The sequence below is a fragment of the Actinoplanes philippinensis genome (assembly GCF_900113015.1).
GTDB classification, from domain to species: Bacteria; Actinomycetota; Actinomycetes; order Mycobacteriales; family Micromonosporaceae; genus Actinoplanes; species Actinoplanes philippinensis.
The window spans coordinates 358994-372652 of record NZ_FONV01000002.1 but is presented as its reverse complement, the minus strand read 5'-3'; the positions used below and the strand labels follow the sequence as shown (position 1 = coordinate 372652).

10 protein-coding genes and 1 tRNA gene are annotated in these 13659 nt (G+C 68.5%); 8 read left to right on the top strand and 3 right to left on the bottom strand.

What is annotated here, in order from left to right:
* The first annotated feature begins 446 nt into the window (after positions 1-446).
* Positions 447-1883 (top strand): pyruvate kinase, encoded by a 1437-nt coding sequence (gene pyk / locus BM290_RS05210; protein ID WP_093610527.1) that lies wholly within the window; start codon positions 447-449, stop codon positions 1881-1883.
* A gap of 58 nt (positions 1884-1941) precedes the next feature.
* Positions 1942-2811, top strand: coding sequence for an acyl-CoA thioesterase (locus tag BM290_RS05205; protein WP_093611215.1), 870 nt, complete (start codon positions 1942-1944; stop codon positions 2809-2811).
* 104 nt (positions 2812-2915) lie between these two features.
* Here the strand turns inward: BM290_RS05205 and BM290_RS05200 are convergent, their stop codons facing one another.
* Both BM290_RS05200 and BM290_RS05195 read right to left on the bottom strand, forming a co-directional pair.
* Positions 2916-3803, bottom strand: coding sequence for a hypothetical protein (locus tag BM290_RS05200; RefSeq protein WP_244903875.1), 888 nt, complete (start codon positions 3801-3803; stop codon positions 2916-2918).
* A 226-nt stretch (positions 3804-4029) separates the two neighbouring features.
* Positions 4030-4103, bottom strand: a tRNA-Leu gene (locus BM290_RS05195).
* Positions 4104-4269: 166 nt separating this feature from the next.
* Here BM290_RS05195 and BM290_RS05190 point away from each other — a divergent pair.
* The 5 genes from BM290_RS05190 to BM290_RS05170 all read left to right on the top strand — a co-directional run bounded on the left by BM290_RS05190 (position 4270) and on the right by BM290_RS05170 (position 9058).
* Complete coding sequence (locus BM290_RS05190; RefSeq protein ID WP_093610523.1) at positions 4270-4881, top strand: ANTAR domain-containing response regulator; 612 nt, start codon at positions 4270-4272, stop codon at positions 4879-4881.
* A gap of 196 nt (positions 4882-5077) precedes the next feature.
* Positions 5078-6370: a branched-chain amino acid ABC transporter permease gene (locus BM290_RS05185; protein WP_239143388.1), complete on the top strand. Its 1293-nt coding sequence runs from the start codon at positions 5078-5080 to the stop codon at positions 6368-6370.
* A 10-nt stretch (positions 6371-6380) separates the two neighbouring features.
* Positions 6381-7373, top strand: a complete 993-nt coding sequence (locus BM290_RS05180; RefSeq protein ID WP_093610519.1) for a branched-chain amino acid ABC transporter permease — start codon at positions 6381-6383, stop codon at positions 7371-7373.
* On the top strand, positions 7363-8286 hold the full coding sequence (locus BM290_RS05175) for an ABC transporter ATP-binding protein (RefSeq protein ID WP_093610517.1): 924 nt from the start codon (positions 7363-7365) through the stop codon (positions 8284-8286). Before BM290_RS05180 ends, BM290_RS05175 begins: the two co-directional genes overlap by 11 nt.
* The gene (locus BM290_RS05170) at positions 8279-9058 is read left to right on the top strand and encodes an ABC transporter ATP-binding protein (protein WP_093610515.1); all 780 of its coding nucleotides are present in this window, start codon (positions 8279-8281) and stop codon (positions 9056-9058) included. Before BM290_RS05175 ends, BM290_RS05170 begins: the two co-directional genes overlap by 8 nt.
* Positions 9059-9192: 134 nt before the next feature.
* Here BM290_RS05170 and BM290_RS05165 read toward each other — a convergent pair whose 3' ends face one another.
* Positions 9193-10455, bottom strand: a complete 1263-nt coding sequence (locus tag BM290_RS05165; RefSeq protein WP_093610513.1) for an ABC transporter substrate-binding protein — start codon at positions 10453-10455, stop codon at positions 9193-9195.
* Between the two features lie 231 nt (positions 10456-10686).
* Here BM290_RS05165 and polA point away from each other — a divergent pair, with 231 nt between their 5' ends.
* Positions 10687-13386: a DNA polymerase I gene (gene polA, locus BM290_RS05160; protein WP_093610511.1), complete on the top strand. Its 2700-nt coding sequence runs from the start codon at positions 10687-10689 to the stop codon at positions 13384-13386.
* Positions 13387-13659 lie beyond the last annotated feature (273 nt).

Here is a 13659-nt window from a genome sequence, read left to right as displayed (position 1 = left end):
GCCGTCGTCACCAAAACGGGCGTTAATCGGCTGCCGGGGCTGGAGCACAATGGCGTTCGTCGATCGATGGGGGTGCGTGGCGGCGCGGTGATCGGCCCGGTGGGACGGCCGGTGCCGCGAACCGCCCCGTCCATCCGGGCGGCCTCTGCCGGCCCCGGCCGCCCGTCGTTCGGTGCACGGGCGGTCGGCCCATCGCTTCACATCGATCTCGCGGATGCCTTTTGCGCTGGCAGTGGCAGGTGTGGTCCGTACCGCGAAATGGGGTTGGGGCATGTGCCGTCGGCCGCCGTGAGCGGACCGCTAGTCTGAACCGGCGGTCGCTGAAGCCCGCGGACGACGCAGCGCACCCCGCCACACCTCGCGGGTTGACCTCGCCGTCGACACCCGCAGTTCATGCCGATGACGGGGGTCGGCCGCCGGGCCGCCCCAGGAGAAGGACTAGCCTGATGGCCGTGACACGCCGCGCAAAGATCGTCTGCACGATGGGGCCCGCCACCAAGTCGCCGGAGCGCATGCTCGGCCTGGTGGAAGCGGGTATGAACGTGGCCCGGATGAACTTCAGCCACGACACCCGGGAAAACCACCGGGAGATGTACGAGCTGGTTCGCGCCGCCGCTGAGCAGGCCGATCGGCCGGTCGCCATCCTGGCCGACCTGCAGGGCCCGAAGATCCGGCTCGGCAAGTTCGCCGACGGCCCGCACCGCTGGGAGACCGGCGACCGCGTCGTCATCACCAGCGACGAGATCCTCGGCACCAAGGAGCGCGTCTCCTGCACCTACAAGAAGCTCCCGCACGAGGTCAAGGTCGGTGACCGCCTCCTGATCGACGACGGCAAGGTCGCGATCGAGGTGACCGAGGTCGAGGGCGAGGACATCCACTGCCTGGTCACCGAGGGTGGCCCGGTCAGCAACAACAAGGGCGTCTCGCTGCCCAACGTCGCGGTCAGCGTCCCGGCGCTCAGCGACAAGGACCAGGAGGACCTGCGGTTCGCCCTGGGTCTCGGCGTCGACCTGGTGGCGCTGTCGTTCGTCCGCGCCCCGGAGGACATCGACCTGGTCCACAAGATCATGGACGAGGAGGGCCGCCGGGTCCCGGTCATCGCCAAGGTGGAGAAGCCGGAGGCGGTCGACCACCTCGAGGCGATCGTGCTGGCCTTCGACGGCGTCATGGTGGCCCGTGGCGACCTCGGCGTCGAGCTGCCCCTCGACCAGGTCCCGCTGGTGCAGAAACGTGCCGTCCAGCTCTGCCGGGAGAACGCGAAGCCGGTCATCGTCGCGACCCAGATGCTCGACTCGATGATCGAGAATTCCCGGCCGACCCGCGCCGAGGCGTCCGACGTGGCCAACGCGGTGCTCGACGGCACCGACGCGGTGATGCTCTCCGGCGAGACCTCGGTCGGTAAGTACCCGGTGCTCACCGTCAGCACGATGGCCAAGATCGTCGCGACGACCGAGGCCGGCGGCATGGGCGTCCCGCGTCTGCAGCACGACCCGCGCACCCACGGTGGCGCGCTGACCGTCGCCGCCTCGCAGATCGCCCGCAACATCGGCGCCAAGGCGCTGGTGGCGTTCTCGCAGACCGGCGACACCGTCAAGCGTCTCGCCCGGTTGCACTGCGACCTGCCGCTCTACGCGTTCACCCCGGTCTCCGAGGTGCGCAACACCCTCGCCCTGAGCTGGGGTGTGGAGACGTTCCTGACCGACTTCGTCGAGCACACCGACGACATGTTCCGCCAGGTCGACGCGAAGATGCTGGGTCTCGGCCTGGCCAAGCCCGGCGACTACGTGGTCGTCGTGGCCGGCTCCCCGCCGAACGCGCCGGGCTCCACCAACACCCTGCGGGTGCACCAGCTGGGCTCGCTCGTCGACCCGGCGACGGTGTGACCTCCTGCACGTGATCGGCATCGCGTCACGCCGTCGGCCGTAAGGTGACAGCGTGACGTTGCTCCAGGGACAGGCCGCCGTCGACCAGCTTCTCGAGTTGCTCGATCTGAAGCAGGTCGACGCGGCCACCTTCCAGGGCGAGAGCCCGCAGACCGGCGCCCAGCGGGTGTTCGGCGGCCAGGTCGCCGGGCAGGCGCTGGTCGCGGCCGGCCGCACGGTCGATCCGTCCCGGCACGTGCACTCGTTGCACGGCTATTTCGTGCGCCCCGGCGACCCGACCGTGCCGATCACCTTCCACGTCGAGCAGATCCGTGACGGGCGTTCCTTCTCGGTCCGCCGTTCGACGGCCAAGCAGCACGGCAAGACCATCTTCTTCATGTCGGCGTCGTTCCAGATCCCCGAGGAGGGGCTGGACCATCAGGAGCCGGCGCCGGTCGGGGTCCCCGGCCCGGAGGATGTGCCCACGATGCTCGACTGGGCGGAGAAATATCCGGAGCGGATGGCGATGTTCAAGGCCTCGCCCCGGTCGGTCGACGTCCGCTACGTGGGTGTGCCCGGCTGGGTCCCACCCGGCGACCGCGACGCCGAGCCGCTGCAGCGGGTGTGGATGCGGCTGGACGGCCGGCTGCCCGACGACCAGCTGATCCACGCCTGCGCGCTCACCTACGCGTCCGACATGTCGCTGCTCGACGCGGTGCTCTCCACGCACGGCGAGGTCTGGGGTCCCGGCGGCGTCATCGGCGCCAGCCTCGACCACGCGCTCTGGTTCCACCGGCCGTTCCGCGCCGACGAGTGGTTCCTCTACGACAGTGCCAGCCCGTCCGCGAGCGGGGCCCGCGGTCTCGCCAACGGCCGCATGTTCACCCGGGACGGGCGGCACATCGCGAGCGCCGTCCAGGAGGGACTGCTCCGCCGGATCGGCGGCTGACCCCGCCGGTGGGGACCTCGGCCTGGCGACCGGCCGACAACGGATCCACCACCGGCGGGATCGGGGAGACAAGTCTCCCTACCGCATGCGCCGGCCGTACCGGATCAGGCTTGCCGGCCGGGCCGTTCGACCTCGCCCTCCACGCCTTCCGGCGTGTCCGGGACGGCCGGGATGTCCTTGGGCGACTCGACCACCGCTCCGGCCCGCGGCCCGGTGATCCCGGCCTGGGCGAGCATCGCGTCGAGGTCGGCCGTGGTCCGTACCACCTGGTCGTGGAAGCTCTCCCCGGTGGGCGGCGTGGCGCCGGCCGGTGTCGCGGTGCCGGCCGGCCGAGCCCGGTGCCGGGCCCGCGAGCGGGACGGCGCCCCTTCGAAGTCGGTGAGCCCGGCCGCGTACCCGGACACTCCGGCGGCCCGTTCCGGTGGTAGTTCCAGCACGTCCTTGCGGGGCCCGGCGACCTCCCGCAGGCGCAGCGCGGTAACCAGGTCGGCGATCGCGCGCAGCGTTCCCAGCGCGCCGAGGACCACGATCACCATCGGCCCGGTACGCGCGAACGAGCTCGCCGACCAGAACCCGAGCCCGGTCTGGAGCACCCCGATCGTGACGAGCAGGCTCCAGGTCCGGTCGGCGCCCCGGGTCATGATCCCGACCGCGATGTCGACGGCGCCGCGTACCATCAGGTACCACCCGATCAGCGCGGCCGGGGTGGTGTAGGTGGAGTCCTGGATGTCCCACATCAGCAGCCCGCCGGTCGCGGCGAAGAGGACGGTGAGACACGCGTTCAGCCACCAGGTCCGGGTCCCGGCGATGGCGCGCAGCAGCTCGCCGACCGCGCCGAACAGCACGATCGGCCCGGCCACCGCGGCGATGTCGATCGGTTCGAGGCGCAGCACCGACCAGGAGATCGCCAGCCACGCCGCCCCGGTGAACATCAGGAAGCCCCACATGCTCCCGCGCCGGACGGTCGAGGGTGAAGATCCGGACCACAACATGAGGCCTCCTGATGATGCTGTCCCTGCCATGACAGCATCCCGGGCAGCCCGGGGCCTCGGGTTCGCGCAGATTGCCGACTTTACCGTCGCCTTTTAGGCGCGTAACGCCACGGTCATCGATGTGTGATTGATTGTCCGGAGGGAAATGGATTTCCCAGCCCTACTGTGTTGCATAGGCGGACGTCAGAGGGGGTGGACGTGGGCCCCGTAAACCAGGTGGAATTTGTGCCCCCGGTGGGATTCGAACCCACACTGTATGGTGTTTGAGACCATCTTCTCTGCCGGTTGGAATACAGGGGCGGCACCGCACGCGGACGGGATGTCCGGGTGTGGCTGAGTATGCCTCAGCACGGCGTGAGTTGGTCACGCCAGGATGAGACTCCGACAGCCTACCTACTAGGCTTAGGGCGGCGACACCCACATACCGGGGTGTCGCGACATCGACGTTCTGGGGGTAGGGGTTTCCGTGGCCGACACGCAGGGTGGCGCCGAGCGCAAGCGGGTGCTCATCGCCGAGGACGAGGCCCTGATCCGGCTGGACCTGGCCGAGATGCTCGTGGAGGAGGGCTACGACGTCGTCGGTGAGGCGGGCGACGGCGAGACCGCGGTCCGGCTGGCCGAGGACCTGAAGCCCGACCTGGTGATCCTGGACATCAAGATGCCGATCATGGACGGTCTGGCGGCGGCCGAGCGGATCGCCGGCGGCCGGATCGCGCCGGTCGTCATCCTGACCGCGTTCAGCCAGCGTGACCTCGTCGAGCGGGCACGCGCGGCCGGCGCCATGGCGTACCTGGTGAAGCCCTTCCAGAAATCCGACCTGGTGCCGGCGATCGAGATCGCCCTCTCCCGGTATTCGGAGATCTCCGCGCTGGAGTCCGAGGTCGCCGGCCTGACCGAGCGCCTCGAGACGCGTAAGTCGGTGGAGCGCGCCAAGGGCGAGCTGATGACGAAGTACTCGATGACCGAGCCGCAGGCCTTCAAGTGGATCCAGCGTGCCGCCATGGACAACCGGATGACGATGCGTGAGGTCGCCGACCGCATCCTGCAGGAGTCCGCCGGGGGCACTCCTGCCGGTTAGTCCGGTTGGTGTCGCTGTAACGAGCCGGTGGTACGGGTCACGTGCCACCGGTTCTTTATTGGCTCTTGACGAAAGGTTGAGGCTCCGTAACGGCTTTGTTACGACCCGCTGCTCAGCTGCTTGGCAGGCTATGATCCGCCAGTCCTTCCGCGATACGTCTAGCGGGGATTTCTGCTGCTAAACACAAGGAGCATCGTTGCGTAGAGCCGTGATCATCTTCACGGCCGTTCTCGGATTCCTCTTCACTTCCCTGGGTTTCGGCGCCACGAGCGCTTTAGCCGAGGGTGAGGCGTTGCAGGGCACGTTGATCAATGCGGGCCAGCCGGTGGCGGGCGTTGTGATCAAAGTGTCGGACGAGGGCGGCACATCGGCCGGTGAGGCGAAGTCCGGTGCGGACGGCAAGTGGGCGGTCCCGCTGAAGGCTGCGGGCACCTACAAGGTCGATCTGGACACCGCGACGCTGCCGCAGGGCGTGGTAGTCACCACCGGTCGATCGAGTCTGACGTTGACGGTGTTCGAGGGCGCGGCGCGTAACGTGCTGTTCCCGCTCGGCGCGAGCGCCACCTCCGGCCCCGGAGCCCCGGCGCCCGAGGACGACGGCAACTCGTCGCTGGCCCGGGTTCTCGACCTGGCGTACACCGGCATTCATTTCGGTCTCATCATCGCGCTGGCCGCCCTCGGCCTGTCGCTGATCTTCGGCACCATGGGGCTGACCAACTTCGCGCACGGTGAGCTGATCACCTTCGGCGCGGTGATCTGCCTGCTGTTCAACGTCAGCTGGGGAATGCCGCTGGAGATCGCGGCGATCGTGGCCGTGGTGCTGGGCGGTGTCTTCGGCTACTTCCAGGACCGCTTCTTCTGGGGCTGGCTGCGCAACCGCCGGACCGGCCTGATCGGCATGATGATCATCTCGATCGGTCTGGCGCTGATCCTGCGTTACATCTACCTCTGGGTGTTCGGCGGCACCACGCAGCAGTACGCGCAGTACGTGGCGCAGCCCGGCATCGAGATCGGCCCGATCTCGGTGGCCCCGAAGAACCTGATCATGGACGGCATCGCGATCGTGGTCCTGATCGGCGTCTCGCTGGCGCTGGTGATGACCCGTCTCGGCAAGGCGACCCGTGCGGTGTCGACGAACCCCGCCCTCGCGGCCGCCTCCGGCATCAGCGTCGACTCCATCATCCGGCTGGTCTGGGCGATCGGTGGCGCGCTGGCCGCGCTCAGCGGCGTGATGCTCGGTGTCTTCCAGGGCGTCAACTACCAGATGGGCTTCCAGATCCTGCTCCTGGTGTTCGCCGCGGTCACCCTCGGCGGCCTCGGCACCGCGTTCGGCGCGCTGCTGGGCAGCCTCGTGGTCGGTCTGGCGACGCAGCTCTCGACGCTGTGGATTCCGACCGAGCTCAAGAACGTCGGCGCTCTCGTGGTGCTCATCGTGATCATCCTGGTCCGGCCCCAGGGCATCCTGGGCCGCCGCGAGCGGATCGGCTGAGGGGGGTCTCATGAGCTGGGACATCATCATCGGCGTCTCGCTGGAGTCGCTGATCAACGCCACGATGATCGCCTATGCGCTGGCGGCCATCGGTCTCAATGTGCACTTCGGCTACACCGGCCTGCTGAACTTCGGTCAGTCGGCCTTCCTCGGCATCGCCGCCTACGGTCTGGCGATGACCGTCGCCACCTTCGGCCTGCCCTTCTGGATCGGCATCGGGGTGGGTCTGCTCGGCGCGGTCATCCTCGCCCTGCTGCTGGGCATCCCGACGCTGCGTCTGCGCGCCGACTATCTCGCGATCGTCACGATCGCCGCGGCGGAGATCGTCCGGTTGCTGTTCCGTTCGGTCTCGCTCAGCAAGTGGACCGGCGGCTCCGACGGCCTGCAGGCGTTCTCCGACGGCTTCTACTCGATGAACCCGTACAGCGGGGCGGTCGAGATCGGCACGCTGATCAGCTTCGACGCCCGTGAGCTGTGGATCATGACGGTCGGCTGGGTGCTCGTCGCCATCTCCCTGGTCTTCGTGTTCCTGGCGATGCGCAGCCCGTGGGGCCGTGTCATCAAGGCCATCCGTGAGGACGAGGACGCCGTGCGCAGCCTCGGTAAGAACGTCGTGTCGTACAAGATGCAGTCGCTCATCCTCGGTGGCGTTCTCGGTTCGCTCGGCGGTTACGTCATCGCCCTGCGCAACGCCGCGGTCCAGCCGGACACCTACGGCACCGAGTTCACGTTCTACATGTACACGATCGTGATCCTCGGTGGCGCCGCCCGCGTCTTCGGCCCGGTCATCGGGTCGATGATCTTCTGGTTCCTGCTGACGTTCATCAACGCCGTGCTCCCGGAGGCCATCGATGCGGGTTACATCCCGACCTGGTTCATGGACAAGACGGACGCCGGCGCGTTCGGCTACATCTGTGTGGGTCTCGGACTGATCCTCTTGCTGATCTTCCGTCCGCAGGGCATCTTCGGTGACAAGAAGGAGGTCATGCTCGATGGCCGCTGACACCAATGTCCCGCCCGGCGTGCTCAAGGCGCGGGAAGCGCTCAAGGACGTCCCGCACGAGCCGGGCGCCAAGAAGAAGGACCCGATCCTGGTCGCCGACAAGGTGGTGCGGCGCTTCGGCGGCCTCACCGCCGTGCAGGTCGACCACATCGAGATCCAGCGCGGCGCGATCACCGCGCTGATCGGCCCCAACGGCGCCGGCAAGACGACGTTCTTCAACCTGCTCACCGGCTTCGACAAGCCGAACGAGGGCAACTGGACCTTCAACGGCAGCCCGCTCGGCGGGGTGGCGCCGCACCAGGTGGCCCGCAAGGGCATGGTGCGGACCTTCCAGCTCACCAAGGCCCTGTCGCGTCTGTCGGTCATCGACAACATGCGGCTCGGCGCGACCGGCCAGAAGGGCGAGTCCTTCTGGCGGGGTCTGGTCCCGGCCCTCTGGCAGGGTCAGGAGAAGGAGATCACCGAGCGGGCCGACGAGTTGCTCGTCCGGTTCAAGCTCGACGCCAAGCGCGAGGACTTCGCCGGCAGCCTCTCCGGCGGTCAGCGCAAGCTCCTCGAGATGGCCCGGGCCTTGATGGTCCAGCCCGACATGGTGATGCTCGACGAGCCGATGGCCGGCGTGAACCCGGCGCTGACGCAGTCGCTGCTCGGTCACGTGAAGAGCCTGCGAGAGGACGGCATGACCGTTCTCTTCGTCGAGCACGACATGGACATGGTCCGCGACATCAGCGACTGGGTGATCGTGATGGGCCAGGGCCAGGTGATCGCCGAGGGCACGCCCGACACGGTGATGGCCGACCCGCGGGTCATCGACGCCTACCTGGGCGCGCACCACGACGGCACCGCGCACGACTCCGCCGAGGTGGCCGCCGAGGTGGCGGCCGAGGCCGAGGGAGGCAAGTCTGATGAGTAGTGGCTCCAGCAACGAGATCCAGGACCGCTCCGCCCACCTGGCCGCGGCCGAGGGCGCGCTGGTCCGTGCCGACGACCTGATCGCCGGTTACCTCCCGGGTGTGAACATCCTCAACAACTGCGACCTGTACGCCAAGGAGGGCGAGCTGGTCGGCATCATCGGTCCCAACGGCGCCGGTAAGTCGACCCTGCTCAAGTCCCTCTTCGGTCTGGTGACGATCCGGTCCGGCGCGGTCACGCTCCGGGGTGAGGACATCACCAACCTCAAGGCCAACAAGCTCGTGGCCAAGGGGATCGGGTTCGTCCCGCAGACCAACAACGTCTTCGGCACCCTCACCATCGAGGAAAACCTGGAGATGGGTACGTTCCTGCGGCCGAAGCGCTTCAAGGAGCGCTTCGACTTCGTGGTCGGCCTGTTCCCCACCCTCGGCACCCGTCGCAAGCAGCGTGCCGGGGCGCTCTCCGGTGGTGAGCGCCAGATGGTCGCGATGGGCCGGGCCCTGATGATGGAACCGAGCGTCCTGCTCCTCGACGAGCCGTCGGCGGGTCTCTCGCCGGCCATGCAGGACGAGGTGTTCTTCCGGACCAAGCAGATCAACGACACCGGCGTCACCGTGATCATGGTGGAGCAGAACGCGCGGCGGTGCCTGCAGATCTGTGACCGGGGCTATGTGCTGGACCAGGGCCGCAACGCGTACACCGCGTCCGGCCGGGACCTGATGGACGACCCCAAGGTGATCGAGCTCTACCTGGGGACCCTGGGCAAGGCCTGATCGGTTCGCAGGAAGGGCCCCCGGCGCTCGCCGGGGGCCCTTCCGTTTGGCCGGGTGCGGGCTCGGCCCGCACAGCACAAAAGGGCGAGGGCCCGGCCAGACGGCCGGGCCCTCGCTGTTACCAGAGGCTCAGATCAGATCTTGCCGGGCTGGTACGAGATGTTCTTGTAGGTGTTGTCGGGGCCGTACTGGTAGATGCCGATGGTGGCCTCGGACGGGTCACCGGCGTCGTTCCACTCGACCGGGCCGCTCATGCCGTCGTAGTCGATGTCCTTGCCGGCGGCGAGGGCGTCCTTGCAGGCCTGGAAGCTGGTGCACTTCTCGCCGCCCTTGCTCACCGCGGCGAGCTGCTTGCTGTAGTCGGCGGGGGCGTCGCTCTTGGCGGCCTCGGCGGCCAGGGCCGTGAGGATGACCGCGTCGTACGACTCGGCGGAGTAGCTGAAGTCCTTCAGGGCCGGGTCGACCTCGAGGAGCTTCTTCTGGAACTCCTCGCTGGCCTTGGCGCCCGGCGTGGTGCCCTTGGCGCCCTCGAAGGTCCCGTTCGGGAACTCCTTGCCGTAGTTCGACAGGTTGCCGTCGACGAAGTACCACTTCTTGGCCTTGGCGGTGAGGCCCACCTCGACCAGCTTGGGGACGATCTTCTTGGTCTCGTCGAAGCCGATCAGCACGATGGCGGCCGGGTTGGCCTGCTTGATCTTGCCGATCTCGGCCGAGAAGTCGGCCGCCTTCGGGTCGTAGACCTCCTCGGCGACGATCTGGCCGCCACCGCTCTCGACCGCGGTGCGGACGCTCTTGGCCAGACCGGTGCCGTACGCGTCCTGGAGGACCAGCAGGCCCACTGTCGCGTTGCCGTCGGCGACCACCAGGTCACCGAGGACGCGGCCCTGCAGGGTGTCCGGCGGCGCGGTCCGGTAGTAGAGGCCCTTGTCGTTGTAGGTGGTGAACTTGTCCGACGTGTTCGCCGGCGAGATCTGCACCACGCCCGCGCCGGTGATCTTGTCGATCACGGAGAGGGACACCGACGACGACGCGGCGCCGATGATGACGTCGACCTTCTCGGCGAGCAGCTTGTTCACCGACTGGCTGGCGATGTCGGTGGTGGTGTCACCGGAGTCGGTGTCGGTGACCACGATGTCCTTGCCCAGGACACCGCCGGCCGCGTTGATCTCCTTGGCGGCCAGGTCGACGCCGGCGAACTCCGGCGGGCCGAGGAACGCGAGCGAACCGGTCTGCGGCAGCAGGGTGCCGACCTTGAGCACACCGTCGCCACCCGTGGCCGCAGGGGCCGAGGAGGAGCCGGTCGTCGGCTTGTCACCGTCGTTCGAGCACGCGCCCAGAGCAAGGCAAGCGGCACCCAGCACGGCGACACCGCGCCATGCGAAGTTGCGGCGGATCATCAAATCTCCTTTGTCCCAGCGCGGTGGGTGCATGGGTGGCCCCCACTGCCATGACGCTGATGGTGGCAACCTAATGAGCTGTGGACCTCGGGGCTAGCTCAAAGCTCCGGTTGCAACAGGACAGTTGCCTATCCGTAACTTTCCGCTCGCGGTCTGACGTTTGAGCGGGTGAACCGTCGGCCCGGACGGCGTACCGGGGATTGTCATACCCGGCGACTAGAGTGCCGGGATGTGAGCGACGAAGCCGAGACCCCCCGCCTGCTGCTGCTCGACGGCCACTCGCTGGCCTACCGGGCCTATTTCGCGCTGCCGGTGGACAACTTCAGCACCGCCACCGGGCAGCCGACCAACGCCGTGTTCGGCTTCACGTCGATGCTCATCAACATGCTGCGTGACGAGAAACCGACGCACATCGTGGTCGCGTTCGACGTCTCCCGCCACTCCTTCCGCACCGAGAAGTATGCGGAGTACAAGGCGGGCCGGTCGGAGACCCCGCAGCCCTTCCAGGGTCAGGTCAGCCTGATCAAGGAGGTGCTGGAGGCGCTGCGCATCCCGGTGCTGGAGAAACCCGGCTACGAGGCCGACGACATCATCGCCACCCTGGCGACCCAGGCCCGCGCCGGCGGCATGGAGGTGCTGATCTCCACCGGTGACCGCGACGCCTTCCAGCTCGCCGGCGAGCACACCACGATCATCTATCCGGTGCGCGGCGTCTCCGAGGTCTGGCGGATGACCCCGGAGGCGATCGAGACCAAGTATTTCGTCCGGCCCGAGCTCTACCGGGTGAAGGCCGCGCTGGTCGGCGAGTCCAGCGACAACCTGACCGGTGTCCCCGGTGTGGGTGACAAGACCGCCGCCAAGTGGATCAAGGAGTATGGCGACCTCGACGGGATCATCGCCAACGTCGACAAGATCAAGGGCAAGGTCGGCGACAGCCTGCGCGCCCACCTGGCCGACGTGATCCGCAACTACGACCTCAACGCGCTGGTCTGCGACCTGGAGCTGCCGCTGCGCCCGGAGGACGTGCGGTGGGCCGGGTGGGACCGGGAGGCCGTGCACCGGGTGTTCGACGCGCTGGAGTTCCGGATCCTCCGCGAGCGGCTGTATTCGTACCTGGAGGCGGTGGAGCCCGAGGCCGAGGCCGGGTTCGACATCGCCGGGCAGGTGCTGCGCTCCGGTGGTGTCGCCGCCTGGCTGCGCGAGCACGCCGGCACCGACCCGGTCGGCGTGGCCGTCACCGGCACGTTCGGCCGCGGCACCGGCCGGCTCACCGGGGTCGGCGTGGCCACCGCGGACGGTCCGGCCGCCTGGTTCGACCCGGCCGGCCTCGACGAGGACGACGAGCGTGCGGTGGCCGCGTGGCTGGCCGAGCCGTCCCGTCCCAAGGTGATCCACGACGCGAAACCGGCGCTGCTCGCCTTCCACGCGCACGGCTGGCGGCTGGCCGGGGTCACCACCGACACCGCCCTCGCCGCCTACCTCGCCAAGCCCGACCAGCGAGCCTACGACCTCAACGACCTGGCGCTGCGCTACCTCAAGCGCGAGCTGAGGGTCGAGGAGCCGCAGGAGGCCCAGATGGCCTTCACGTTCGACGGCGAGGACGGTCCTGACGACACGGCCGAGCAGGGCGTGATGCTCCGCGCCCGGGCCACCCTCGACCTGGCCGAGGTGCTCATCACCGAGCTGTCCCGCGACGGCGGCGAGTCGGTGCGCCTGCTCGCCGACGTGGAGCAGCCGCTGTCGGTGGTCCTCGCCGAGATGGAGCAGCGCGGCATCGCCGCCGACACCGACTACCTCTCCGAGCTGGAGTCGCACTTCGCCGCCGAGGTCAAATCGGCGCAGCAGGCCGCACACGAGGTGGTCGGCCGCGAGTTCAACCTCGGCTCGCCCAAGCAGTTGCAGGAGATCCTCTTCGTCGAGCGCAACCTGCCCAAGACCAAGAAGATCAAATCGGGCTACACGACGGATGCCGACGCCCTGACCAACCTGTTCGAGCAGACCGCCGACCCGCTGCTGGCCCACCTGCTGCGCCACCGTGACGTCGCCAAGCTCAAGTCGACCGTCGACGGCCTGCTCAAGTCGGTCTCCGACGACACCCGCATCCACACCACGTTCAACCAGACGGTCGCCGCCACCGGCCGCCTCTCGTCGACCGACCCCAACCTGCAGAACATCCCGATCCGTACCGAGGAGGGGCGCCGCATCCGCCGCGCCTTCGTGGTCGGCCCCGGCTACGACCGGCTGATGACCGCCGACTACAGCCAGATCGAGATGCGGATCATGGCGCACCTGTCCGGTGACGACGCGCTGATCGCCGCCTTCAACTCGGGCGCCGACTTCCACGCCGCCACCGCCTCGTCGGTCTTCCACGTCGGCCTGGGCGAGGTCACCGCCGACCAGCGACGCAAGATCAAGGCGATGAACTACGGTTTGGCGTACGGGTTGAGCGCCTTCGGCCTCTCCAACCAGCTGAGCATCTCCACCGAGGAGGCGCGCACGCTGATGACGGAGTATTTCGAGCGCTTCGGCGGGGTCCGCGACTACCTCCAGGCCGTCGTCCAGCGGGCCGGCAAGGACGGCTACACCGCCACCATCCTGGGCCGCCGCCGCTATCTGCCCGACCTGAGCAGTGACAACCGCCAGCGCCGCGAGATGGCCGAGCGGATGGCGCTGAACGCGCCGATCCAGGGCTCCGCCGCCGACATCATCAAGATCGCGATGCTGCACGTCGACGAGGCCCTCAAGGACGCCGGCCTGACCTCCCGGATGCTCCTGCAGGTCCACGACGAGCTGGTCTTCGAGGTCGCCCCCGGCGAGCAGGAGGCCCTCGAGGAGCTGGTCCGCCGCGAGATGGGCGGCGCCTACCCGTTGTCGGTCCCGTTGGAGGTCTCCATCGGCGCCGGCCGAGACTGGAACGGAGCCGACCACTAAGCCCCGCATCGGGTCCGGGCGCACCGTCCGGACCCGCGCGGTCGCCGGCTGTGCCCGGTGCGCCCGCCCCCGGGTTCCCGTCTTCGCGGCCTGGCCCTCACACGGTCGGGGTGCGGGGACCGCGGTTTCGTCTTTGCGTGCGGATTCCACACGGTCGCGGCTGTGGCGGGGCGCGGGGACCGGGGGTTTCCGTCTTTGCGCTCGGGCCGCATACGGTCGCGGTCGTGCGGGACCACAGGTTCTGCCTTTGCGTCCGGACCTCACACGGTCGCG

Excerpts from the sequence above, each read along its gene's own strand:
- pyk (WP_093610527.1), top strand. The coding sequence starts at position 447 with ATGGCCGTGACACGCCGCGCAAAGATCGTCTGCACGATGGGGCCCGCC.
- BM290_RS05200 (WP_244903875.1), bottom strand. The coding sequence starts at position 3,803 with ATGTTGTGGTCCGGATCTTCACCCTCGACCGTCCGGCGCGGGAGCATG.
- BM290_RS05180 (WP_093610519.1), top strand. The coding sequence starts at position 6,381 with ATGAGCTGGGACATCATCATCGGCGTCTCGCTGGAGTCGCTGATCAAC.
- BM290_RS05175 (WP_093610517.1), top strand. The coding sequence starts at position 7,363 with ATGGCCGCTGACACCAATGTCCCGCCCGGCGTGCTCAAGGCGCGGGAA.
- BM290_RS05170 (WP_093610515.1), top strand. The coding sequence starts at position 8,279 with ATGAGTAGTGGCTCCAGCAACGAGATCCAGGACCGCTCCGCCCACCTG.
- BM290_RS05165 (WP_093610513.1), bottom strand. The coding sequence starts at position 10,455 with ATGATCCGCCGCAACTTCGCATGGCGCGGTGTCGCCGTGCTGGGTGCC.